The organism is Nocardioides furvisabuli (genome assembly GCF_021083185.1).
GTDB classification, from domain to species: domain Bacteria; phylum Actinomycetota; class Actinomycetes; order Propionibacteriales; family Nocardioidaceae; genus Nocardioides; species Nocardioides furvisabuli.
This window is the reverse complement of the sequence record NZ_JAIGQB010000005.1, coordinates 134,061-157,507: the sequence shown is the minus strand read 5'-3', so window position 1 is coordinate 157,507 and position 23,447 is coordinate 134,061. Positions and strand designations below refer to the sequence as shown.

At 72.4% G+C, this 23,447-nt stretch carries 21 protein-coding genes; 14 read left to right on the top strand and 7 right to left on the bottom strand.

The genetic code is table 11. The features are described from left to right. Positions 1–35 precede the first annotated feature (35 nt). Complete coding sequence (locus K4G59_RS11770; RefSeq protein WP_231251251.1) at positions 36–833, bottom strand: biotin--[acetyl-CoA-carboxylase] ligase; 798 nt, start codon at positions 831–833, stop codon at positions 36–38. A gap of 16 nt (positions 834–849) precedes the next feature. On the opposite strand from K4G59_RS11770, the gene K4G59_RS11765 reads away from it, so the two are divergent. The 7 genes from K4G59_RS11765 to K4G59_RS11735 all read left to right on the top strand — a co-directional run bounded on the left by K4G59_RS11765 (position 850) and on the right by K4G59_RS11735 (position 7,122). Continuing rightward, complete coding sequence (locus K4G59_RS11765; protein WP_372461813.1) at positions 850–2,514, top strand: acyl-CoA carboxylase subunit beta; 1,665 nt, start codon at positions 850–852, stop codon at positions 2,512–2,514. Next, a complete protein-coding gene (locus K4G59_RS11760) occupies positions 2,511–2,732 on the top strand; it encodes an acyl-CoA carboxylase subunit epsilon (RefSeq protein WP_231251250.1) in 222 nt (73 codons plus the stop codon). Before K4G59_RS11765 ends, K4G59_RS11760 begins: the two co-directional genes overlap by 4 nt. A 297-nt stretch (positions 2,733–3,029) precedes the next feature. Then, positions 3,030–3,683 carry a hypothetical protein gene (locus K4G59_RS11755; protein WP_231251249.1) on the top strand — a complete coding sequence of 218 codons (654 nt, stop codon included), beginning with the start codon at positions 3,030–3,032 and terminating at the stop codon, positions 3,681–3,683. 30 nt (positions 3,684–3,713) lie between these two features. Then, positions 3,714–5,396: a DUF885 domain-containing protein gene (locus K4G59_RS11750; protein WP_231251248.1), complete on the top strand. Its 1,683-nt coding sequence runs from the start codon at positions 3,714–3,716 to the stop codon at positions 5,394–5,396. Then, positions 5,393–6,004 carry a Maf family protein gene (locus K4G59_RS11745; protein ID WP_231251247.1) on the top strand — a complete coding sequence of 204 codons (612 nt, stop codon included), beginning with the start codon at positions 5,393–5,395 and terminating at the stop codon, positions 6,002–6,004. The genes K4G59_RS11750 and K4G59_RS11745 overlap by 4 nt, the downstream gene beginning before the upstream one ends. 18 nt (positions 6,005–6,022) lie before the next feature. Continuing rightward, positions 6,023–6,664, top strand: coding sequence for a CDP-alcohol phosphatidyltransferase family protein (locus tag K4G59_RS11740; protein ID WP_231251246.1), 642 nt, complete (start codon positions 6,023–6,025; stop codon positions 6,662–6,664). Continuing rightward, positions 6,664–7,122: a VTT domain-containing protein gene (locus K4G59_RS11735; protein WP_231251245.1), complete on the top strand. Its 459-nt coding sequence runs from the start codon at positions 6,664–6,666 to the stop codon at positions 7,120–7,122. The genes K4G59_RS11740 and K4G59_RS11735 overlap by 1 nt, the downstream gene beginning before the upstream one ends. A gap of 15 nt (positions 7,123–7,137) precedes the next feature. Here K4G59_RS11735 and K4G59_RS11730 read toward each other — a convergent pair whose 3' ends face one another. The 4 genes from K4G59_RS11730 to K4G59_RS11715 all read right to left on the bottom strand — a co-directional run bounded on the left by K4G59_RS11730 (position 7,138) and on the right by K4G59_RS11715 (position 11,260). Beyond that, positions 7,138–8,319, bottom strand: coding sequence for an ABC transporter permease (locus tag K4G59_RS11730; RefSeq protein ID WP_231251244.1), 1,182 nt, complete (start codon positions 8,317–8,319; stop codon positions 7,138–7,140). After that, positions 8,316–9,197, bottom strand: coding sequence for an ABC transporter ATP-binding protein (locus tag K4G59_RS11725; RefSeq protein WP_231251243.1), 882 nt, complete (start codon positions 9,195–9,197; stop codon positions 8,316–8,318). Before K4G59_RS11725 ends, K4G59_RS11730 begins: the two co-directional genes overlap by 4 nt. 63 nt (positions 9,198–9,260) lie before the next feature. Continuing rightward, on the bottom strand, positions 9,261–9,929 hold the full coding sequence (locus tag K4G59_RS11720) for a response regulator (RefSeq protein WP_231251242.1): 669 nt from the start codon (positions 9,927–9,929) through the stop codon (positions 9,261–9,263). Continuing rightward, positions 9,926–11,260 carry a sensor histidine kinase gene (locus K4G59_RS11715; protein WP_231251241.1) on the bottom strand — a complete coding sequence of 445 codons (1,335 nt, stop codon included), beginning with the start codon at positions 11,258–11,260 and terminating at the stop codon, positions 9,926–9,928. Before K4G59_RS11715 ends, K4G59_RS11720 begins: the two co-directional genes overlap by 4 nt. A gap of 109 nt (positions 11,261–11,369) precedes the next feature. Here K4G59_RS11715 and K4G59_RS11710 point away from each other — a divergent pair, with 109 nt between their 5' ends. Beyond that, positions 11,370–12,683, top strand: coding sequence for an HNH endonuclease signature motif containing protein (locus K4G59_RS11710; protein WP_231251240.1), 1,314 nt, complete (start codon positions 11,370–11,372; stop codon positions 12,681–12,683). A gap of 28 nt (positions 12,684–12,711) precedes the next feature. Continuing rightward, positions 12,712–13,047 carry a YnfA family protein gene (locus K4G59_RS11705; protein ID WP_231251239.1) on the top strand — a complete coding sequence of 112 codons (336 nt, stop codon included), beginning with the start codon at positions 12,712–12,714 and terminating at the stop codon, positions 13,045–13,047. Between the two features lie 6 nt (positions 13,048–13,053). Here the strand turns inward: K4G59_RS11705 and K4G59_RS11700 are convergent, their stop codons facing one another. Both K4G59_RS11700 and K4G59_RS11695 read right to left on the bottom strand, forming a co-directional pair. Further along, positions 13,054–13,905, bottom strand: coding sequence for a S1 family peptidase (locus K4G59_RS11700; protein WP_231251238.1), 852 nt, complete (start codon positions 13,903–13,905; stop codon positions 13,054–13,056). 102 nt (positions 13,906–14,007) lie between these two features. Then, positions 14,008–15,204 (bottom strand): acyl-CoA dehydrogenase family protein, encoded by a 1,197-nt coding sequence (locus K4G59_RS11695; protein WP_231251237.1) that lies wholly within the window; start codon positions 15,202–15,204, stop codon positions 14,008–14,010. Positions 15,205–15,337: 133 nt separating this feature from the next. On the opposite strand from K4G59_RS11695, the gene K4G59_RS11690 reads away from it, so the two are divergent. From K4G59_RS11690 to K4G59_RS11665, 5 genes are read left to right on the top strand one after another with little or no spacing between them, the layout of a single operon-like run. Continuing rightward, positions 15,338–16,366 carry an iron ABC transporter substrate-binding protein gene (locus K4G59_RS11690; RefSeq protein ID WP_231251236.1) on the top strand — a complete coding sequence of 343 codons (1,029 nt, stop codon included), beginning with the start codon at positions 15,338–15,340 and terminating at the stop codon, positions 16,364–16,366. 50 nt (positions 16,367–16,416) lie between these two features. Continuing rightward, positions 16,417–17,922 carry an ABC transporter permease gene (locus K4G59_RS11685; protein ID WP_231251235.1) on the top strand — a complete coding sequence of 502 codons (1,506 nt, stop codon included), beginning with the start codon at positions 16,417–16,419 and terminating at the stop codon, positions 17,920–17,922. Then, positions 17,919–18,968 (top strand): ABC transporter ATP-binding protein, encoded by a 1,050-nt coding sequence (locus tag K4G59_RS11680; RefSeq protein WP_231251234.1) that lies wholly within the window; start codon positions 17,919–17,921, stop codon positions 18,966–18,968. The genes K4G59_RS11685 and K4G59_RS11680 overlap by 4 nt, the downstream gene beginning before the upstream one ends. Further along, the gene (locus K4G59_RS20145; protein WP_308189390.1) at positions 18,965–21,517 is read left to right on the top strand and encodes an AMP-binding protein; all 2,553 of its coding nucleotides are present in this window, start codon (positions 18,965–18,967) and stop codon (positions 21,515–21,517) included. Before K4G59_RS11680 ends, K4G59_RS20145 begins: the two co-directional genes overlap by 4 nt. A gap of 54 nt (positions 21,518–21,571) precedes the next feature. Beyond that, entirely contained in the window at positions 21,572–23,347 is a 1,776-nt protein-coding gene (locus K4G59_RS11665; RefSeq protein WP_231251233.1) for an acetyl/propionyl/methylcrotonyl-CoA carboxylase subunit alpha, read from the top strand. Positions 23,348–23,447: the final 100 nt, after the last annotated feature.

Genomic DNA, 23,447 nt, shown 5'->3' with positions numbered 1-23,447 from the left:
CGATCATGTCACTCCGCACGTCGCTGCGCGACGAATCAGGCAGGCCGCACGTGCACCACGTCGCCGGCGGCCACCGTGAACGTGCCGTCGTCCGTCCCGACGACCAGCGCCCCGCTCGCGTCGATGTCGAGCGCCTCGCCGCGGCGTACGTCGCCCGCGGGCAGGTGGACGTCGACCGTCGCGCCCAGCGTGACGCACACGTCGGCGTACGCCCGGCGCAGCGACTCGGTGTCGTCGAGCAGGCCCTGGAGGCCGTGGATCGAGCCGAGCACCTGCCCGAGCAGGCCGGTGCGCTCGACCGGCTCGCCGGTCTCCAGCGCCACGGACGTGGCGAGCGCGATCGGAAGCTCCTCCAGCGTCTGGTCGACATTGATCCCCACCCCCACCACGGCCATCGGTCCACGGTCGGTCTCGATCCGCTCCACGAGGATGCCGCAGACCTTGCGTCCGACCCCGGCGCCGTTGTCGACCAGCACGTCGTTGGGCCACTTCAGCGCGATGTCGGGGAGCCGGTCGGCGAGTGCGGCCTGGACGGCGTACCCGGTCAGCAGGGGCAGCCACGACCACGCGGCCTGCGGCACGTCGGGGGCGAGCAGGACCGAGAAGGTCAGCGACGCGCGCGGCGGGGTCTCCCACGCGCGGTCGAGGCGGCCTCGACCGGCCGTCTGGTGCTCGGTGACCAGCACGAGCCCGGCCTCCTCGCCCGCCCGGGCCCGCTCGGCCAGCGCGGCGTTGGTCGACGGGGTCGCCTCCTCCACCTCCACCCGCCACCCGTGCGGCACGAGCAGCCGGTCGGGATCGAGGGGTGGGCGCGGTGCCGGTGCGTGGCTCATGGCACTAGATTGCCCGATGGACCTGACCAGCGACCGACCAGGAGACCATCGCGTGAGTGCACAGCCGGGTGAGGGCACCGACGTCCCCTCGCAGGAGACAGGCATCGACATCCACACGACCGCGGGCAAGCTCGCCGACCTCGAGCGGCGACTCGACGAGGCCGTGCACGCCGGCTCGGCGAAGGCCGTCGAGAAGCAGCACGCCAAGGGTCGCAAGACCGCGCGCGAGCGCATCGAGATGCTCTTCGACGAGGGCACCTTCGTGGAGCTCGACGAGCTCGCGCGGCACCGCTCCACGGCGTTCGGGCTGGAGAAGAACCGTCCCTACGGCGACGGCGTGGTGACCGGCTACGGCGAGGTCGACGGGCGCATGGTGTGCGTCTTCAGCCAGGACTTCACCGTGTTCGGCGGCTCGCTGGGCGAGGTCTACGGCGAGAAGATCACCAAGGTCATGGACCTGGCGATGAGGACGGGGTGCCCGATCGTGGGCATCAACGAGGGCGCCGGCGCCCGCATCCAGGAGGGCGTGGTCAGCCTCGGCCTCTACGGCGAGATCTTCCGCCGCAACGTCCACGCCTCCGGCGTGATCCCGCAGATCAGCATGATCATGGGCAACTGCGCCGGTGGCCACGTCTACTCCCCGGCGGTCACCGACTTCACGGTGATGGTCGACAAGACCTCCGCGATGTTCATCACCGGTCCCGACGTCATCAAGACCGTCACCGGCGAGGACGTGACGATGGAGGACCTCGGCGGGGCGCGCACCCACAACACCAAGTCGGGCAACGCCCACTACATGGCCTCCGACGAGGAGGACGCCATCGACTACGTCAAGTCGATGCTGTCCTACCTCCCGCAGAACAACCTCGATCCGGCTCCGGAGCTCGACGAGGTCCCCGACATGGAGGTCACCGACCTCGACCGGGCGCTCGACACGCTCATCCCCGACAGCCCGAACCAGCCCTACGACATGCACGACGTGATCACCGCCGTGCTCGACGACCAGGAGTTCCTCGAGGTCCAGGAGCTGTTCGCCCCCAACATCATCGTCGGTCTCGGCCGCGTCGAGGGGCGCTCGGTCGGCGTGGTGGCCAACCAGCCGATGCAGTTCGCCGGCACCCTCGACATCGACGCCTCGGAGAAGGCCGCGCGCTTCGTGCGCTTCTGCGACGCCTTCAACCTCCCGGTGCTGACCTTCGTCGACGTGCCGGGCTTCCTGCCGGGCACCGACCAGGAGTGGGACGGCATCATCCGCCGCGGCGCGAAGCTCATCTACGCCTACGCCGAGGCGACCGTCCCGCTCGTCACGATCATCACCCGCAAGGCCTACGGCGGCGCCTACGACGTGATGGGCTCCAAGCACCTCGGCGCTGACATCAACGTCGCCTGGCCCACCGCCCAGATCGCCGTCATGGGCGCCCAGGGCGCGGCCAACATCCTGCACCGCAAGACCCTCAAGAAGGTCGCCGACGACGGCGGGGACGTCGAGGCGACCCGCGCGGAGCTCATCGAGGACTACGAGACCACGCTGGCCAACCCCTACATCGCCGCCGAGCGGGGCTACGTCGACGCCGTCATCACCCCGCACGAGACGCGCACCGAGGTCGTCCGTGCGCTGCGCCTGCTGCGCTCCAAGCGCGCGAACCTGCCGCCCAAGAAGCACGGGAACATCCCGCTGTGAGCGGGCGCGACGAGCAGCGTCCGCTGCTCGAGGTGGTCAACCCCGACGCGACGCCCGAGGAGGTCGCCGCACTGGTCGCGGTGCTCTCGGCCGTGTCGGGGGGCGCCGCCCAGGCCCCGCGCCGGCCTCGGCCGTCGTGGGGTGCACCCGCCCGCGGCGTACGGCGTACGCCCCGTCCGGGTCCCGAGGGGTGGCGGACCAGCGGGCTCCCCCGCTGAGGTTCGTCCACCTCCCGTCAAGGAACCGGACCACTTCCATCAGGTTTCCCCCACGTTGGACGCAGCGCCTTCTCGGGTGCCCCGCGCCGTCAGTACGGTGCGAGTCCAGCTCCTGGGGGGGCGGGTAACACAATGACGGCGTGATCGCTGTCGGCGTGCGGTGAAGGCCCGGAATTCGTGCTGGGCAGGCGCTGCCGCCGCGTCGATCCGTCGTGACATCCGGCGCGCCTGCGCGTCGGCGTGCACCCGAGCCCTCGAGGGCAGAGCACCGTGAGCACCCTCGAAGGGGAAACCAGCATGAGCCAGACCCTCAACCGTCGCAGCGTGGTCCGCGGCATCGCGTGGACCGCGCCGGTCATCGCCGCGTCCACCACCGCCCCCGCCTTCGCCGCGTCCCGCTGCGCCGTGGCCGGCGGCATCACCGTGGGGCCCAACGTCACCACGAGCTACCGGGCGATCTGCTCCAGCCAGTCCCAGCAGACCAACCCGACGACCATCAAGCAGGTCTACGGCACCGGCCAGCTCCCGCAGTACATCGACATCTGCACCTGCGACCGGATCACCGGCTGGTACCGCTGGCGCGAGACCGACACCCTGTCGAACTTCCAGATCGAGGTCGACGGCCTGCACGCCGACCAGAACGGGCCCTCACGGGGCTACCGGCCCGCGGTGTTCCTGGACATCAACGACCCCGTCCTCGGCGCCTGCCGGCGCTTCGCACTGACCTACCGCACCAGCGCCGAGCGGTCTCGCACGCAGCCCACGAGCTTCTCGATCACCTGGACGCTCGAGCGCTCCCTGAGCGGGCAGAACGGGCCGTGGCAGGAGGTCGACCAGTTCACCCGCCAGGTCTCGGTCATCCGCACGACCGGCACCAACGCCAGCGACGGCACGAACTTCGGCCAGTGCTCCTCCCAGGGCCGCGTCGCCGTCCCGGGGATCTCCGACTGAGCAGACACCCGGCGGGACTAGGGTCGCCGCGTGAGCGAACGTGCCATCGATGCCCTCTGCGAGGCCTACGTCGACGACTTCTGCGCCCTCGACCCCTTGACCGCCACCTCGATCGGGGTGGCGGGCCACGAGCACGAGATGACCGACTACTCCCCGTCCGGGTTCGACGCCCGCGAGGCACTGGCCCGCGCGGCGGTCGCAGCGGTCGAGGCGTCCACCCCGGTCGACGACCGCGAGGCCTCGGCGCGCGACGCCTTCCTCGAACGCACCCGGCTCGAGATCGAGCTCGAGGAGGCCGGCGTCAACCGCTCGCGCATGTCGGTGCTGTGGAGCCCGCTGCACGAGATCCGCAGCGTCTTCGACCTCATGCCCACCGAGGGCGAGGAGGCGGTGGCGGCGATCGCGTCCCGCCTCGCCGGTGTGCCCGCGGCGCTGGAGGGGCTGCGCGTCACCCTGACCGACGAGGCACGCAAGGGCCACGTCGTCGCCGCGCGCCAGTACGCCGAGGTGGCCGATCAGGTGCGCCGCTGGACCGGGCAGGTCGGTGACGCGGGCGACTTCTACCTCGGCCTCGTCGAGCGGCTCGACGGCGGCGACGAGCTGCGTCGCCTCGCCGCGGCTGCGAGCGCCGCGACCGTCGCCTTCGGGCTCTTCCTGAGCGACGAGCTCGAGCCCCAGGGCAAGGACCGCGAGGGCGTGGGCCGCGAGGTCTACGCGCTGGCGAGCCGATACTTCCTGGGCGCCGAGGTCGACCTGGACGAGACCTACGAGTGGGGCTGGGCCGAGCTCCAGCGGCTGTCCGACCTGATGCACGCCACCGCCGATCGCATCCTCCCGGGCGCCGGCGTCGACGCGGTGGTCGCCCACCTCGACACCGACCCGGCGCGGGTGGTGCACGGCCGGGAGGCCTTCCGCGGGTGGATGCAGGACCTCGCCGACCGCACGATCGCGGCGATGGCCGACGTGCACTTCGACATCCCGGCCCCGGTCCGGCGCATCGAGTGCATGCTCGCGCCCACGAACGACGGGGGGATCTACTACACCGGACCCTCGGAGGACTTCTCGCGACCGGGCCGCATGTGGTGGTCGGTGCCCGACGGGATCGAGGCCTTCCACCCGTGGCGCGAGGTCACCACAGTCTTCCACGAGGGCGTCCCGGGGCACCACCTGCAGGTCGCCCAGACGGCCTACCGCAGCGACACCCTGAACCGCTGGCAGCGCTTGATGTGCTGGTGCAGCGGCCACGGCGAGGGCTGGGCGCTGTACGCCGAGCGCCTGATGGAGGAGCTCGGGTTCCTCGACGACCCGGCCGACCTGCTCGGCATGCTCGACGGCCAGTCGCTGCGAGCGGCACGGGTGGTCGTCGACATCGGGATGCACCTCGAGCTGACGATCCCCGAGCACAACCGGCTCGGTCCGGACGGCGCTGCCTTCCACCCCGGCGAGACCTGGACGCCCGAGCTGGGCCTGGAGTTCATGCGGCTGCACTGCCGCATGGACGACGAGGTCATCCAGTTCGAGGTCAAGCGCTACCTCGGCCTGCCCGGCCAGGCCCCGTCCTACAAGGTCGGCGAGCGCATCTGGCTGGAGGCGCGCGCGGCCGTGCAGCAGCGCCAGGGCGACGACTTCGACCTCAAGGCCTTCCACCGCGCCGCCCTCGACCTGGGCTCGCTCGGCCTCGACCCGCTGCGCACCGCGCTGGGGCGGCTGTGAGCACCCGTCCGGTCGTGCCGCTGGTGCTGGCGTCGGCCTCCCCCGCACGGCGTACGACGCTTCAGGCCGCGGGCCTGGACCCGATCGTCGTCGTGAGCGGGGTCGACGAGTCCCAGCTGGTCGACCTCCCGCCGGCCGAGCTCGCACTGCAGCTGGCCGAGCTGAAGTGCGCGGCCGTCGTCGGGCGCGACGAGGTGCCGGCCGGCGCGCTCGTCCTCGGCTGCGACTCGGTGCTCGAGCTCGACGGCGAGGCCCTCGGCAAGCCCCATGACCCGGACGAGGCGAGGCGGCGATGGCAGGCGATGCGGGGACGCTCGGGCGTGCTCCACAGCGGCCACTGCCTGCACGACACGGCATCAGGTCGCGTGGCGGCGGCGACCGGGTCCACCACCGTCCACTTCGCCGACGTGGGCGACGACGAGATCGACGCCTACGTCGCCACCGGCGAGCCGCTGCACGTCGCGGGCGCCTTCACCATCGACGGCCTCGGCGGAGCCTTCATCGCCGGGATCGAGGGCGACCACCACAACGTGGTGGGTGTCAGCCTTCCCCTGCTCCGCGAGCTCGTCCTCGAGCTGGGGCACGGGTGGCCCGACCTGTGGCGGTGACCCGCTAGCATCCCGACCGTGGCAAGCGGGGGTCGAGGGAGGGTGCAGGCGCAGCCTGTCGCCGATCCCGACGACCGCTACGGGGTGCGCGACGAGCGTCTGCTGACCGGCGCGACGGTGATCACCGGCGTGCGCACGATCGCGTCCGTGGCGCTCGCCGCCGCAGCGGCGTACGAGCAGAGCCTGACGCTGCTGGTGGTCGCCCTCGTCGTCTACTGGGTCGGCGACATGCTCGACGGGTTCTACGCGCGGGTGCGCGACTGCGAGACCCGCATCGGCGCCGTGCTCGACATCATGTGCGACCGCTTCAACGCCGCCGCCTTCTACATCGGCCTGGCCTGGCTCCAGCCCGACCTGTCCCCGGCGATCTTCGTCTACCTCGCCGAGTTCATGGTCGTCGACTTCTTCCTCTCCATCGCCTTCCTCGCCTGGCCGGTGCGCAGCCCGAACTACTTCTTCGTCGTCGACCGGCCCACCTGGGTGTGGAACTGGTCCAAGCCGGCCAAGGCGGTCAACAGCGCGCTCTTCGCGGTGCTCCTGCTCGTCACCGGCTGGATGTGGGTCGGCCTCGCCATCGCCACCGCACTGCTCGTGCTCAAGTGCGTCTCGCTCCACCGCCTGCTGCGGATCGGGCTGCCGGTGCCGGGCGGACGCGGCTGATGCTCTTCTGGAGCGTGCTGGGCGCCTCGATCGGCTCCGCCCTGCTCCCGCTGATCAACATCGAGGCGATCCTCGCCGTCGCCGTCAGCCAGGCGCCCGCCGCGACCTGGGGCCTGGTCCTGGCCGCGACCGCCGGCCAGATGATCGGCAAGATCCTCTGGTACTGGGGCGGCATGAACGCCGACCGGGCCCCCTGGGTGCACAAGCACCTGCAGAAGCCGAAGGCCAGGGCGTCCCTCGACAGGTGGCACGCACGTGCGGAGGGACGACCCTGGTTCACCGCGGGACTGCTCTTCGTGTCCGCCAGCACCGGCATCCCGCCGTACGCCGTGACGGCGGTGCTGGCCGGCATGCTGCGGGTGCCCTTCTGGATCTTCATGGTCACCGGGCTGCTGGGGCGCGGGCTGCGCTTCTGCGCCGTGGTCGCGGGCACCACGTCGCTCATCGGCCTCCTCTGAGCCGGTCCCACCTGCCTACTCGGCGGCCGACCAGGCCTGGCGCAGGCTCACCCGGCCGCCGGTCTGCAGCAGGGCCCGGCGGTAGAGCCGCTCGCCCACCCAGACGGTCGCGAGGGCGAAGGCGGCGAGCAGCCCGAGCGCCGCCAGCGGCTCCCACCAGTCGACTCCACCGGCCAGGATCCGCTTGGGCATCACCACCGCCGAGACGGGCGGGACGAAGGACGCGATGACCTGGCCGCGACCGTCGAGCGACAGGCCTCCGAAGAACATCACCAGCATCAGCATGGTCAGCGGCGTCGAGGTGGCCTGGAGGTCCTCGGTGCGCGAGGCCAGCGAACCCGCGACGGCCCACAGGCAGGCGAGCGCGACGAAGCCGGCGAGGAAGAACGCCAGGAACCACGCGGCCGGTCCCGACAGGGCCGGGACGTAGGACTTGTAGGGGGTGAAGGTCAGCCCGACCAGCCCGACGGCGAGGTAGACCAGCAGCTGGATCAGCGCCAGGGCGGTGTTGCCCAGGACCTTGCCGGCCAGGAGGTGCCGCAGCGGGATCGCCGCGGCGATGATCTCGACGATGCGGCTCTGCTTCTCCTCGATCACCGAGGAGGCCAGCTGCATGCCGAAGACCAGCGCGGCGAAGTAGAAGAGGAAGACGAAGACGAACCCGACCGCCTCGGCGACGGCGGCGCGCTCGGCGTCACCGCGCAGGAACTCGGTGCCGACGGTGCTGCCCGCCTCGAGCTCCTCGACCGTCGACCCGACGCGTGCGGCGTTGTCGGCCAGCACCTGTTGGCGTACGACGACGCGGGTGGCGGCGGTGAGCGAGTCCTGCTCGCTGGACTCCGAGGTCAGCTGCCAGTCCCCGTCCACCGGGTGGAGCCAGGCGTCGACCTCGTCGGCCTCGAGCGCGGCGCGTGCCGCGGCGTCGTCGTCGAGCTCGACGAGGCGCACCTCGAGCTTGTCGTCCACCTGTGGCGCGGCGTCGGCGACGGCCTGCGCCATCGCCACTGCCTCGGGCGTCGCCCCCAGGGTGGCTTCGTCGGTCCGCTCCTCCTGCCACGCGGTGAAGCCGATGAAGCCGACGATCATGGCGACCATCAGCACGGTGCCGATCAGGAAGGACTTGTCGGTGATGCGCGAGACGACCTCGCGCCGGGTCACGAGCAGCCAGGCGCGCTCGCGGTCGTGGGCGGTGCTCATGCGGTGGCCTCCCGGTAGATCTCGCTGAGCGCCGGTCGGACCCGGACGAACTCGTGGACGTCGCCGCGACGCGTGGCCTCGGCGACGAGGTGCTGCTCGGCGCCGACCTCGCGCACCTCGACGAGGGCGGTGGGACCGTCGAGGTCGAGGACGTCGAGCCCGCGCTCGTTGCGGACCCAACCGGCGTCACCGCCGAGGACGAGACGGAAGCGCGGCACCCCCGCGTCGCGCAGCTCCGTCACCGTCCCGGCGGCGACCCGGCGTCCGTGGGCCAGCACGACCAGGCGGTCGCACAGGCGCTCGACCAGGTCGAGCTGGTGGCTGGAGAACAGGACCGGCACGCCGTCTCGGGTGTGCTCGCGCAGCAGGTCGACCATCGAGTCGACCGCCGCCGGGTCGAGCCCGGAGAAGGGCTCGTCGAGGACCAGCGCGGCGGGCTTCGGCAGGACCGAGGCGATGATCTGCACCCGCTGCTGGTTGCCCAGGGAGAGCTTCTCGAGGTGGTCCTTGCCCCGCTCGCCGAGGCCGAAGCGCTCCAGCAGCTCCTGCACCCGGGTGCGCGCCTCGACGCGGCCCATGCCCTTGAGCTGGGCGACGTAGACGAGCTGGTCGAGGATCGGCTGCTTGGGGTAGAGCCCGCGCTCCTCCGGCATGTAGCCGAACGAGCGGCGGTCCAGCCGGGTGATGGGTTGGTCGCGCCACCGCACCTCGCCCTCGTCGATGCCGAGCACGCCCATCACCATCCGCATGGTGGTGGTCTTGCCTGCACCGTTGCCGCCGACGAAGCCGGTCATCAGCCCGGCCGGCACCTCGAACGAGACGCGGTCGACGGCGGTGTGCTCGCCGAACCGCCTGGTCAGCTCCCGGATCTCCAACATGCCACCGACGCTAGGGCCGGGCGGTGCCGTCGCGGATCCCCCGCGGGACTGAACCCGCGGACCTCACTTCTCCGCCGGGAGGACGAGGCCGGCCTCGTAGGCATAGACGACGGCCTGCACGCGGTCGCGGAGGTGGAGCTTGGCGAGCACGTTGGACACGTGGGTCTTCACCGTCGCCTCCCCCAGCACCAGCGAGCCCGCGATCTCGCCGTTGGACAGCCCTCGGGCGAGCAGCACCAGCACCTCACGCTCGCGGGCGGTGAGGCGCGACAGCTCGTCGGGCTCGGTGCGGGCGACGCTCGCGCGACCCACCGCCCTCTGCCCGATGACGCGCCGGGTCACCTCGGGGGCGAGGAGCGCGTGCCCGCGCCCCGCAGCGCGTACGGCATCGAGGAGCTGCTCCGGCCCGGCGTTCTTGAGCAGGAAGCCGCTCGCGCCCGCGTCGAGGGCGTCGAAGAGGTAGTCGTCGCGGTCGAAGGTCGTCACGATCACCACGTGACCCAGGTCCTCCGCGACGAGGTGCCGGGTGGCCTCGATGCCGTCCATGCGGGGCATCTGCACGTCCATGAGCACCACGTCGGGTCGTGTCGTCCGGGCCTGCTCGAGGGCCTGGAGGCCGTCGGCGGCCTCCCCCACCACCTCGATGTCGTCCTCGACCGAGAGCACCATGGCGAAGCCCGAGCGCACCATGGCGTGGTCGTCGACGAGGAGGACCCGCAGCGGCGCGGTCACGGGCGCCCCCCGAGGGGGTAGCGCACGCGGACGCGGTAGCCGCCGGTGACCCGGGGACCGATGTCGACCTGACCGTCGTGCGTGGCGGCGCGCTCGCGGATGCCGAGCTGGCCCAGGCCGCTGCCGGACGTGCCGTGGCGGGGACGGCCGTTGTCGACGACCTCCACCTCGGCGTAGGACACCGCCTCGTCGATGCGCACGACCACCGACGCGGCGTCGGCGGTGGAGTGGCGGCGCACGTTGGTGAGCGCTTCCTGCACCGTGCGGAAGACGGCCAGCCCGATCCCGCGCGGGAGCCGGTCGGCCGCGCCCTCCCGGGCCTCGACCACGTCGAGGGACACCGTGAGGCCCTCGTCGCCCACCTCGGCGACCAGACCGGGGAGGTCGCGGACGCCCGCGTCCGTCGTACGCGTCCCGCCGGGCTCGCGCGCCCCGTTCTCCCCCGCTCCCTCCCGCAGGGTGCCGAGCAGGCCGCGCATCTGCGCGACGGCGTCGCGCGAGGCCTCCTCGACGTTGGCGAGGGCCGTACGCGCCGCGTCGGGGTCGCGGTCGAGCACCCGGCGTGCGGCGCCGGCCTGGATGCCCATCGCGGAGACGCCGTGGGCGACCACGTCGTGCAGCTCGCGGGCGATGCGGAGCCGCTCATCGACGACCGCCTGCTCCCGCAGCCGGCTGGCCTGGCCGGCGATGGTGGCGGCCTGCTCCTGCAGCCGGTGGCGCTGGCGGGCCGCGCGCCACGACACGCCCCCACCGACGATCGCGCCGCCGAAGTAGATCGCGTTGACGACCAGCGTGATCGCGACCGCGGCAGGGATCTGCGGGAACAAACCGATCCGCTCGGTGCCCATCTCCTCGTCGACCCAGTCCTGCGCCGCCGAGCCGACGGCGAACTGCCAGCCGATCCAGGCGAACATGAAGAGCACGATCACGCTCACGGTGATGACCATCGCGCGCCGGTCGCGCGCCCACGCGACGCCGGAGAGCAGGGCGAGGAAGTAGACGATCTGCAGCGACGCCTGTCCCATGACCTGCGGCATCGTCACGCCGGCGACGAACATGTGTCCGGCTGCGAGGAGCGCCACAGCCAGCGGCCAGCGCCGACGACCGAGCAGCAGCGCCGCACCGCTGGCGACTGCGAGCCACTGCGCCCACACCGCGACGTCGGTCTGCTCGAAGCCGCCGGCGCTGCGCACCAGCTCGAGGGCCAGCAGGCTGATCGCGGCCACGCTCACCGCCAGCACGACGTCCTGGCGCCCGACGCCCGGTCGTGGGCGTTCCCACACGTCGTCGACGCCGAACCAGTCGAGCATGCGCTGGGTCGGTCGGGACATGGGGCGAGGGTAGATCGCCGCGTGACCCGACGGATCCGTCGGGAGGGGGAGATCGGAGCTGTCCACAACCCGTCGGCCCACTGTCGGACCCCTCGTGTTGAGTGGATCCATGCCCACCGCCCAGCACCCGCCCACCGCAGCCGCGATCGCGGCGATGCGGCGCGAGGTGCAGGTGGCGCTCGACGGTCCGAGCGGCCTCGACGACGCGGGCCGGCTCGACGCCATCCGCGCGCTGGAGGAGCTCGCCTGCACGGTGAGCGCTGCGCAGACGGCGCTGGCGGCGGAGCTCGCCGAGTCCGTCGACGGTGACCAGGAGACCCTCGGCATCCCTGCCGACCGGCGTGGCCAGGGCGTGGCGTCCATGGTGGCTCTCGCGCGGCGTGAGTCACCCCACCGCGGTCGGCGACACCTCGGCCTCGCTCGGGTCGTCCAGCGAGAGCTGCCCCACACCTGGTCGGCCTGGCGGGCAGGCCGCATCACCGAGGGGCGGGCCACCGTGATCGCCCGCGAGACCGCGTGCCTCTCCCTCGAGCACCGACGTGCCGTCGACGAGGCGTTGGCCTCCGACCCTGTCGCGATCGAGGCGATGAGCGATCGCCAGGTCGTCGCTGCCGCCACCGCGGAGGCCGCCCGGCTCGACGCCGCCTCCCTGGTGCTGCGGCGCCGCAAGGCCGAGTCGGAGCGGTGCGTCTCGATCCGTCCCGCGCCCGACACGATGGTGTGGCTCACCGCGCTGCTCCCGGTGGCGTCCGGCGTCGCGGTCCACGCCGCCCTGACCCGGGAGGCCGACACTGCCCGCGCCCAGGGTGATCCACGGACCAAGGGGCAGGTGATGGCCGACGAGCTGGTCGCCCGCGTCACCAGTGACGGCGCCGACCGCGGCCCCGGCGTCACCCTCGACCTCGTCATGCCCTGCGACGCCCTGCTCGGCACGAGCGACCAGCCGGCCCATCTCGTCGACCTCGGTCCCATCCCGGCCGAGCTCGCCCGCGAGCTGGTCGCCGGAGCGGTGGCCTCGGGTGACGAGGTCTGGCTGCGCCGGCTCTATGCCTCGCCCACGACCGGCGAGCTCGTCGCCATGGACAGCCGGGCACGCCTGTTCCCCGCCGGCCTGGCCCGCTTCATCCGGCTGCGCGACCAGGTCTGCCGCACTCCGTGGTGCGACGCACCGATCCGGCACATCGACCACGTGAAGTCCCACGGGACCGGGGGTCCCACGTCCGGTCACAACGGCGAAGGGCTCTGCGAGGCCTGCAACTACGCCAAGGAGGCACCTCGCTGGCGGGCCAGACCCGGGCCGGACGGCAGCGTGACGACCACCCTGCCGACCGGCCACACCTGCTCCACGAGACCGCCACCCATCGCGACGATCCGCAGGCGGACGCTCCCAGCACTCCAGGTCGACTACGTCCTGACCGGGTGAGTGCCGGGGCAGTGCCAGACTCGCCTCCATGACGATCGCCAAGTCGCTGCTGCTCTTCGCCCTTGCCGCGGTCGCCGAGATCGGCGGGGCCTGGCTGGTGTGGCAGGGCGTGCGGGAGCAACGCGGCTGGCTGTGGATCGGGGCCGGCTTCGTGGCACTCGGGCTCTACGGCCTGGTCGCCACGCTGCAGCCCGACGCCCACTTCGGGCGGATCCTGGCGGCGTACGGCGGGGTGTTCGTGGCTGGCTCGCTCGCGTGGGGCATGGCCGTCGACGGCTTCCGCCCCGACCGCTACGACGTCGTCGGTGCGCTCGTGTGCCTCGTCGGCGTCGCCGTGATCATGTACGCCCCACGGCCGGCCTGAGCCGGGTCAGAGGCCGAAGCCCGCCAGCCAGTCCTGGACCACGCCGATCTCGACGCGCTGGTAGCCGTCGATGTAGCGGCAGTTGGACGTGTAGCCGTAGCTCGTGACGCCGACGATCTCGCCGCCGAGGAGGAGCGGGCCGCCGGAGTCACCGAAGCAGGTGCCGCCGGTGCCGGCGTTGTCGTTCTCGTTGCCGTTGGTCTGGAGGATCTGCGGCGTGAGCTTCTGGCCGGGCATGTCGACGTAGCGACGGATGATGGGGTAGCTCTGGGGGGTCGGCTTCCGAGGGCCGGAGGTCGCCTGCCGCACCTCCGTGCCGTAGCCCACGGCACGGAAGATGGTCTTGCGCAGGTCGCGCCGCTTGATCTCGTCCAGCGTGCCCTCGTCGGCGATCGGCGTGACGGCGACGCCGGTGACCGGGGCGTCGAGGAGGATCACCCCCACGTCGTTCCAGTTGTCCACGTCGGTGAAGTCTGAGTACTCCGGGTGGGTGACAGCCGTGCCGGAGACGTAGCCCGTGCCCACGAGGTCCTCGGCGGTGTAGCCCACGGCCGGGTCCGACGCGGCGGGCAGGTTGGACGGTGCCGCGTCGTCGACGAGCAGGGAGAAGGTCACGGCCGTCTTGCCGTCGGTGCCGGACGTGCAGTGGGCCGCCGTGAGGAGCACGGTCGGGCTGACCAGCGTGGCGGAGCAGCGGTAGCGACCGCCGTCGTCGTAGAAGGCGATCATGCCGACCCCGGAGTAGCGGTTGGCCGAGTCGACGGTCCCGCCCGTGCTCGCGGCCGCGGGCCCGGTCGGAGCCACCAGGGCGAGTGCCAGGGCGGCGGTGGAGAGCACGGCGGCAAGACGAGCGCGCATGAGGAGCCTTCCGAGGACGTGGGTGATGCCCCAGTGGAGCAGATCTACTCCTCCCGGCGGAACGCCCTTCGACGAATCACCGACAACACCTGACGACCCGCCTCACTCGACCGGCAGGCCGAGCCCCCGCGCGATGAGCATCCGCTGGACCTCCGAGGTGCCCTCGCCGATCTCGAGCACCTTGGCGTCGCGGTAGAACCGGACGACCGGGTACTCCTCCATGAAGCCGTAGCCCCCGAAGACCTGGGTCGCGATGCGGGTGGCGGTCACGGCCGACTCGGTGGCGTAGAGCTTGGCGACGGCGGCGGCCTGCTTGAAGGCGCCCATCGAAACCGGCTTGCCGGCGTCCATCGCGTCCTTCATCGCGGCCGCCTTGTAGGTCAGCAGGCGCGAGGCGTCGAGCATGACCTGGAGGTCGGAGACCTGGAAGGCGAGACCCTGCTTGCGCCCGATGGGACCGCCGAAGGTCTGGCGCTCGCCGGCGTACTGCACCGACATGTCGAGGCAGGCCTGGATGCAGCCGACCGCGAGGGCGGCGATCGCGACCCGGCCGTCGTCGAGCGTGGCGAGGAACTGGGCGTAGCCGCGACCGCGCTCACCGAGGAGGTTGGCCTCGGGGACGCGTACGTCGCTGAAGGACAGGGGGTGGGTGTCGGAGGCGTGCCAGCCGAGCTTGTCGTAGGCCTTCTCGGCCGTGAAGCCGGGCGTGCCCGAGGGGATGATGACCGTCGAGATCTCGGGGCGGCCGTCGGCGCGCTCGCCGGTGCGGGCCGTCACGGTGACCAGCGAGGTGATCGACGAGCCGGAGTTGGTGATGAACTGCTTGGAGCCGTTGACGACCCACTCGCCGCCCTCGAGCACTGCCTTCGTCCTCGTCGCCCCGGCGTCGGAACCCGCGCCGGGCTCGGTGAGGCCGAAGCCGGCGAGCTTCTCGCCGGCGATGAGGTCGGGCAGCCAGGTCGTCTTCTGCTCGTCGGTGCCGAAGGTCAGGATCGGGTTGATGCCCAGGCCCACCGCCGCCTCGAGCGTGATGCCCATCGACTGGTCGACGCGGCCGACCTCCTCGATGGCCAGGCACAGCGAGGTGAAGCCGCCGTCCTCGCCGGCCATGCCCGCACCGCCGAACTCCTCGGGTGCGGTGAGGCCCATCAGGCCGAGCGCGCCCATCTTCTGCACGACGTCGGTCGGGAAGTGGTGCTCGCGGTCCCACTGCGCCGCGTGCGGCGCGATCTCGGCCTCCGCGAAGTCGCGGACGCTGCGACGGAACTGCTCGTGCTCGGGGGACAGCTCGAAAGTCATGCCTCGCATGCTAGCCCGATCAGGTTAGCGATCGCTAACCCCCGATGAGACGGGCGTCACCCGGTCCGGATTCATCCACGCGGACGACTCCCCACTACAGTTAGGTGAGCCTAAGCAAAGTAAGGATGCCCTAGTGACGACCTCTCCCCGCCGCTCGGCCACGCGCGTCAACGTGGCGCTCGCCAGCACCCTGCTCGCCGCCTCGACCCTGTCGGGCTGCGGGGTCTTCGGCTCCCCCGACCTCGTCATCTACAACGCCCAGCACGAGCAGCTGCTCGACGAGCTGATCCCGCTGTTCGAGGAGGAGTCCGGCCTCGACGTCGAGCTGCGCCACGGCAAGGACCTCGAGATGGCCAACCAGATCACCGAGGAGGGCGAGGACTCGCCCGCCGACGTGTTCCTCACCGAGAACTCCCCCGCGATGACCATCGTGGACAACGCCGGGCTCTTCACCGAGCTGCCCGAGGCCGTGACGGCCACCATCCCGGACGACTACGTCCCCGCGGACCGGGCCTGGACCGGCTTCCTGGCCCGCTCCACCGTCGCGATGTACAACACCGACTCGATGACCGAGGCCGACATGCCCGCATCGATCCTCGACTTCGCCGACCCCGAGTGGGAGGGCCGCGTGGCCTTCTCCCCCACCGGCGCCGACTTCCAGGCGATCGTGTCCGCCGTCCTCGAGCTCGAGGGCGAGGAGGCCACCCGCGCCTGGCTGGAGGGCCTGAAGGCCAACGGCGTCATCGTGCAGAACAACCTCGTCGTGATGCAGTCGGTGGACTCCGGCGAGGTCGACGCCGGCATCGCCTACCACTACTACTGGTACCGCGACCGCGAGGAGAACGGCGCCGACTCCGACACCTCCGCGCTGCACTTCTTCGGCGACCAGGACCCGGGCGCGTTCCTCAGCATCTCCGGTGCCGGCATCCTCGCGAGCAGCGAGAAGCAGGCGGAGGCCGAGGAGTTCCTCACCTGGCTCACCGGCACCGAGGCCCAGCAGGCGATGGCCGAGTCGTACGCCCTGGAGTACCCGCTCAACCCCGACGCCAGCCTCGACCCCGAGGTCAAGCCGTTCAGCGAGCTCGAGCCGCCGCAGGTCGACGTCTCCTCGCTCAACGGCCCGCAGGTCACCGACCTGATGACCGAGGCGGGCCTGCTCTGACCGACTCCGGGCGCCGCACGCCGCCCCTGCTGCTCGCAGCAGGGGCGCTCGTGGCACTCCTGGCGCTGGTCCCGTTGGCCTACGTGGCCTCCTACGTCGTGATCATCGGCCCGGTCGACCTGTGGCAGCTCATCGCCCGGCCGCGGATCGCCGAGCTGCTCCGCAACACCGTGACGCTCGCCCTTGCCTGCATGGCCGCGACGTCCGTGCTCGGCGTGGCACTCGCCGTGCTCGTCGAGCGCACCGACCTCCCCGGACGCCGGCTCTGGCACGGCCTGCTCGTGGCCCCACTGGCCGTGCCGGCCTTCGTCAACGGCTACGCCTGGGTCTCCCTCGACCGCAGCATCAACGGGTTCGGCGGCGCCTTCCTCGTCGTCACGCTGTCCTACTACCCCCTCGTCTACCTCCCCGTCGTCGCGATGCTGCGCCGCCTCGACCCCGCGCTCGAGGAGTCGGCGTGGTCGCTCGGTCACTCCCGCACCCGCACCTTCCGCACCGTGGTCCTGCCCCAGCTGCGCCCGGCACTGCTCGGCGGCGCGCTGCTGGTGGGCCTGCACCTGCTCGCGGAGTTCGGCGCGCTGTCGCTGCTGCGCTTCCCGACCTTCACCACCGCGATCTACGACCAGTACGGCTCGACCTTCAACGGCGCCGCCGCGACCGCGATGGCGGGCGTGCTGGTGCTGCTGTGCCTGGTGCTGCTGCTGGCCGAGCTGCGCCTGCGCGGCGACCGGCGCTACGCCCGCCTCGGCCGCGGCGCCGCCCGCGGCGCCGTCCCGCTGACCCTCGGCACGTGGCGCTGGCCGCTGGTCGCCACGGTCGGCGCGGTCGTGGTGCTCGCGATCGGCGTGCCGGCGTTCTCGCTCCTCCGCTGGCTGCTCGTCGGCACCTCGACCGAGTTCCCGCTCGGGGAGCTCACCCAGGCGCTCGTCTCCACCGTCGTCCTCGCCCTGACCGGCGCGGTCGCCACCACCCTCGCCGCGATCCCGGTGGTCTGGCTCGCGGTGCGCCACCGCGGCTGGGCCTCGACGGTCATCGAGCGCAGCACCTACGTCGCCAACGCGCTGCCCGGCATCGTCGTCGGCCTGGCCCTCGTGGTCGCCTCGCTGCGCGTGGTGCCGGTGGTCTACCAGAGCGCGGGCCTGCTCGTGGCGGCGTACGCCATCCTCTTCCTGCCGCGTGCCGTGGTGACCGTGCGTGCCGGGCTGGAGCAGGCGCCGGTCGTGCTCGACGACGTCGCGCACGGCCTCGGGCTCGGCCCGCTCGCGACCGCGCGCCGCGTGACGCTGCCCCTGATCGCGCCGAGCCTGGGCGCCGGCGCCGCGCTCGTCTTCCTCGCGATCTCCACCGAGCTGACGGCCACGCTGATGCTCTCGCCGATCGGCACCAGCACCCTGGCCACCGAGTTCTGGTCGGCCTCCTCGGAGCTGCGCTACGGCGCCGCCGCCCCCTACGCGCTGCTCCTGGTGCTCGTCTCCATCCCTGCCACGGTGCTGCTGATGCGCACCGACAGCCCCGCCACCGCCACCGCCGTCGTCGAGGAGAGGGTCCCCGCATGAGCTCCCTGACCATCACCGGGGTCACCAAGTCGTTCGGCACCACCCGTGCGGTCGACGACGTGACCCTCGAGGTCCCGCACGGCTCCTTCACGACCGTGCTGGGCCCCTCGGGTTGCGGCAAGACGACCCTGCTGCGCCTGATCGCCGGCTTCCTCGTGCCGGAGTCCGGCACGATCGCCTTCGGCAGCACCGTCGTCGCCGGCGACGGCGTACGCCCCATGCCCCCGCAGACGCGCCGGGTCGGCTACGTCCCCCAGGAGGGCGCGCTCTTCCCGCACCTGGACGTCGCCGCCAACATCGCCTTCGGCCTGTCCCGCGAGGAGCGCGGCACGACCGGCGGGGACCGCGTCGCCGAGATGCTCGACCTCGTCGAGCTGCCGCGCGACTTCCGCGACCGCCGCCCCGACGAGCTCTCCGGCGGCCAGCAGCAGCGCGTGGCCCTGGCCCGCTCGCTGGCGCCCGCCCCGGCGGTCGTGCTGCTCGACGAGCCCTTCTCCTCCCTCGACGCCGGGCTGCGCGGCAGCACCGCGCGCGCCGTGCGCCGGGCGCTGCAGGCCACCCACACCACCGCGCTGCTGGTGACCCACGACCAGAACGAGGCGCTCTCCCTGGCCGACCAGGTCGCGGTGATGCGCGGCGGGCGCCTGGTGCAGTCGGCGCCGCCGAGCGAGGTCTACCTCTCCCCCAGCGACCCGCAGGTGGCGGAGTTCGTGGGCCGCGCGGTCGTGCTGCCCGGCGCCGCGCGGGGCACGCGCGCCACGTGCGCGCTCGGCGAGGTCGTGCTGACCGCCCCCGCCGAGGGAGACGTGGCCCTGATGGTGCGTCCTGAGCAGGTCTTCGTCGACCTCACCCACGCCGAGGGCGTGCCCGGCACGGTCGAGGAGGTCAGCTACTACGGCCACGACTGCGCCGTGCAGGTGCGCCTCGACGAGGGCACGTCGGTGCTCGCCCGGATGGCCGGCGTGCGCCACCCCGTCGCCGGCGACCCCGTCCACCTCCGGGTGACGGGACTGGTCCGGGCCTACCGTCCCGCGGGGCTGCCGTGACCCTCACGTCCCACTCCCCGCAGCAGCCCACCGGCACGACCACCGAGGTCCTGCACCACGCGCACTTCGGCGACGCCCCGGCGATCCTCGACGGCGACGACGTGCTCAGCCACTGCGACCTCGCCCGTCGCGTCGCGGACCGGGCGCGCAGCTGGGGACCGGCCCGTCGCCTGGTGCTGGTCGAGGGCGCCAACGACCTCGAGGCCCTCGTCGCCTACCTCGCCGCGCTCCAGCACGGCCACGTCGCGCTCGTCGTGCCCGACGGGCGCGAGGCCCAGCGCGCCGCGATGGTCGCTGCCTACGACCCCGACATCGTCTGCACCACCGGCGCCCCCGACGACGTACGCCGTGACGTCTCTGCGCACGACCTGCACCCCGACCTGTCCTTGCTGCTGAGCACCTCGGGCACGACCGGGTCGCCCAAGCTGGTGCGGCTCTCGCGCGACAACGTGGCCAGCAACGCCGCCGCCATCGCCGACTACCTCCGCCTGACCCCCGACGACCGCGCGATCACGGCACTGCCCCTGCACTACTGCTACGGCCTGTCGGTGCTGCACTCCCACCTCGTCGCGGGCGCCAGCGTCGTGCTGACCTCTCTGAGCGTGGTCGACGAGTGCTTCTGGGACCTCTTCGCCCGCGCCGGCGCCACGACCCTCGCCGGCGTCCCGCACACCTTCGACCTGCTGGCCACCAGCGGCTTCGAGGAGCGCGACCTCCCCCGCCTGCGTCAGGTGACCCAGGCGGGTGGACGCCTCGACCCCGACGCCGTACGCCGCTGGAGCCGCTTCGGGCGCAGCCACGGGTGGGACCTGGTCGTGATGTACGGCGCGACCGAGGCCACCGCACGCATGGCCTGGCTGCCGCCGGACCTCGCCGAGGACCACCCGGGCGCGATCGGCGTCGCCATCCCCGGCGGCGAGCTGCGCCTCGACGAGACCGTGGACGACCGTCCCGGCATCGGCGAGCTGGTCTACACCGGGCCCAACGTGATGCTCGGCTACGCCGAGGCGCCCGCCGACCTCGCGCTCGGCCGGGTCACCACCGAGCTCCGCACCGGCGACCTCGCCCGCCGGGTCGACGGCCTCCTCGAGGTCGTCGGGCGCCGCAACCGCTACGGCAAGGTCTTCGGCCTGCGCATCGACCTCGACGCCGTCGAGCAGACCCTGCGTGCCACCCTCGACCGCCACGCCCGGGTGGTGGCCACCGAGCGGATGGTCCACGTGTTCCTCACCCACGGGCGCGCGAGCGGGGCCGCCCGCTCGCTCGCGACGAGCCACAGCGGCCTGCCCGCCCATGCCGTACGCGTCACGGTGCTCGCCGAAGTCCCGCTCACCAGCACCGGCAAGACCGACTACTCCGCGCTGGGCGACCTGGCCGACCTCGCCGAGCAGTCCGCCGCCGACCCGTCCGAGGCCGCCGGTCTCGACCCCGTCCGCGCCGACTTCGTGCGCGTGCTGGGCCGCCCCGACGCCGCCGAGTCGCACTCCTTCGTCGACCTCGGCGGCGACTCGCTGTCCTACGTCGAGCTCGCGACCCGGCTCGCCGCCCACTTCCCGCAGGGCTTGCCCGCGGGGTGGCACACCCGCCCCCTGGCCGAGCTCGAGGCGCTGGCCGCCCGCCCGGTGGAGGGCGAGGCCCGCCCACGCCGGTGGGCGCGCCTCGACACCACCGTCGCGCTGCGCGCGCTGGCGATCGTCTTCGTCGTGGCCAGCCACGTCGACCTGGTCGGCCTCGAGGGCGGCGCGCACCTGCTGCTCGCGCTGGCCGGCTTCAACTTCGCCCGCTTCCAGCTCTCCGCTGCGGGGGGTGCCCGCGACCGGCTGCGCCACGGTCTGTCGGGCCTGGCCCAGCTCGTGGTCCCGTCGCTGATCTGGGTCGGCGGTGTCGCGCTGCTGATCGGCAGCTACGACCTGACGACCGCGCTCTTCGTGCGCGAGGTGGTCAACGGCACCGAGTGGGACGACCAGTGGCAGCTGTGGTTCCTGGAGTCACTGGTCTGGATCACCGCCGCCGCGCTCGCCGTGTCCTGCGTCCCGCGCCTGCACCGGCTGGAGCGGCGCACGCCCTTCGGCTTCGCGCTGGGCGTGCTGGTGGTCACCGCCCTGGCGCGCTTCCTCGACGTGGGCCTGCGCGCCGGTGCCACGGAGCGCTACACGACGCTCGTGGTGGCGTTCTTCTTCGCCCTCGGCTGGGTCGCGGCCCGCGCCGACGACACCCGCCGGCGCCTGCTCGTCACCGCGCTCGCCGCGGGCCTGACGATCGGCTTCTTCGGCCAGCCCCACCGCGAGGCGATCGTGCTGGGCGGCTTCCTGCTCATGCTGTGGCTCCCGCACGTGTCCCTGCCGCCCGTGCTGGCGCGGGCCGCCGGCGTCCTGGCGGGCGCGAGCCTGTTCATCTACCTCACCCACTGGCAGGTCTACCCCGCCCTGGAGGACGCCGGCCACCAGTGGCTCGCCCTTGTGGCGTCGCTCACAGTCGGCATCGCCTACGCGCGCGTCGTACGTCCGGTGCATCAGGCTGTCGGTCGCGCCATCCTCGCCTCGCGGTAGCCTGCCGAGCGGCACGCCTCCCGTCCACCGCACAGCCGATCCAGGAGTCCCCGCGTGAGCTTGAAGAAGGTCCTCATCGCCAACCGCGGCGAGATCGCCGTCCGCGTCATCCGCGCCTGCAAGGACGCCGGCATCGGCTCCGTCGCCGTCTACGCCGACCCGGACCGCGACGCGCTCTTCGTCCGCCTGGCCGACGAGGCGCACTCCCTCGGCGGAGCCACGCCCGCGGAGTCCTACCTCGACATCGCCAAGATCATCGCGATCGCGGAGAAGTCCGGCGCTGACTCGATCCACCCCGGCTACGGCTTCCTCGCCGAGAACGCCGACTTCGCCCAGGCCGTCATGGACGCCGGGTTGATCTGGATCGGCCCGCCGCCCGCGGCGATCGAGGCGCTGGGCGACAAGGCGAAGGCCAAGCACATCGCCGACCGGGCCAACGCGCCGCTCGCGCCGGGCACCAAGGACCCCGTCCAGGACGCCGACGAGGTCGTCGAGTTCGCGAAGGCCAACGGTCTCCCGGTCGCCATCAAGGCCGTCTTCGGTGGTGGCGGTCGCGGCCTCAAGGTCGCCCGCACGCTCGAGGAGATCCCCGACGCCTACGAGTCCGCCGTGCGCGAGGCCGTGACCGCCTTCGGTCGCGGCGAGTGCCTGGTCGAGAAGTTCCTCGACAAGCCGCGCCACGTCGAGACCCAGTGCCTGGCCGACCAGCACGGCAACGTCGTCGTGGTCTCCACCCGCGACTGCTCGCTGCAGCGCCGCAACCAGAAGCTGGTGGAGGAGGCCCCCGCGCCGTTCCTCACCGACGAGCAGATGACCGAGCTCTACGAGTCGTCCAAGCGGATCCTCACCGAGGCCGGCTACTACGGCGCCGGCACCTGCGAGTTCCTCGTGGCACAGGACGGCACCATCTCGTTCCTCGAGGTCAACACCCGCCTGCAGGTCGAGCACTGCGTGTCCGAGGAGGTCACCGGCATCGACCTGGTCCGCGAGATGTTCCGCATCGCCGCAGGCGAGGAGCTCGGCTACGGCGACCCGGAGGTCCGCGGCCACTCGATCGAGTTCCGCATCAACGCCGAGGACGGCGGGCGCAACTTCATGCCCGCCCCCGGCACGCTGTCGGCGTGGTCGCCGCCCAGCGGTCCCGGCGTACGCCTCGACGGCGGCTACGAGAACGGCGAGACCGTCCCGGGCTCGTTCGACTCCCTCATCGCCAAGCTCATCGTCACCGGCACCACCCGCACCCAGGCGCTCGAGCGCTCGCGCCGTGCCCTCGACGAGTTCGTCGTCGACGGCATGCCGACCGTCATCCCCTTCCACCGCGCGGTCGTGTCCGACCCGGCCTACGTCGGCGCCTCGACCCCGTCGGGCGAGGGCGAGTTCACCGTCTACACCCAGTGGATCGAGACCGAGTTCGACAACCAGATCGAGCCCTACTCCGGCGACTCCGCGGAGGCAGCAGAGGCCGGCGAGCGCCAAAAGGTCACCGTCGAGGTCGGCGGACGCCGCCTCGAGGTCGTCCTCCCCGCCGGGCTCGGCGGTCTGTCCGCCGGTGGCTCCGCGGGTGGCGCCAAGAAGCCCAAGCGCTCGGCCAGGAAGGCCGGTGCCGCCGCGTCGGGCGACGCGGTCACCTCGCCGATGCAGGGCACCATCGTCAAGGTCGCCGTCACCGACGGCCAGGAGGTCGCCGAGGGCGACGTCGTGGTCGTCATGGAGGCGATGAAGATGGAGCAGCCCCTCAAGGCCCACCGCGCCGGCACCGTCACCGGCCTGCAGGCCGAGGTCGGCGCCACGGTCACCAACGGCGCCGTGATCTGCGAGATCAAGGACTGAGCTCGCCCCTGGGCCGGGCAGAGCAGCGGTGCCCCAGCCACTTCCGTCGTACGTCGAAGTGGCGTGAGCAGGAGCGCGCGACCGCCTGACCCCGCCCGAG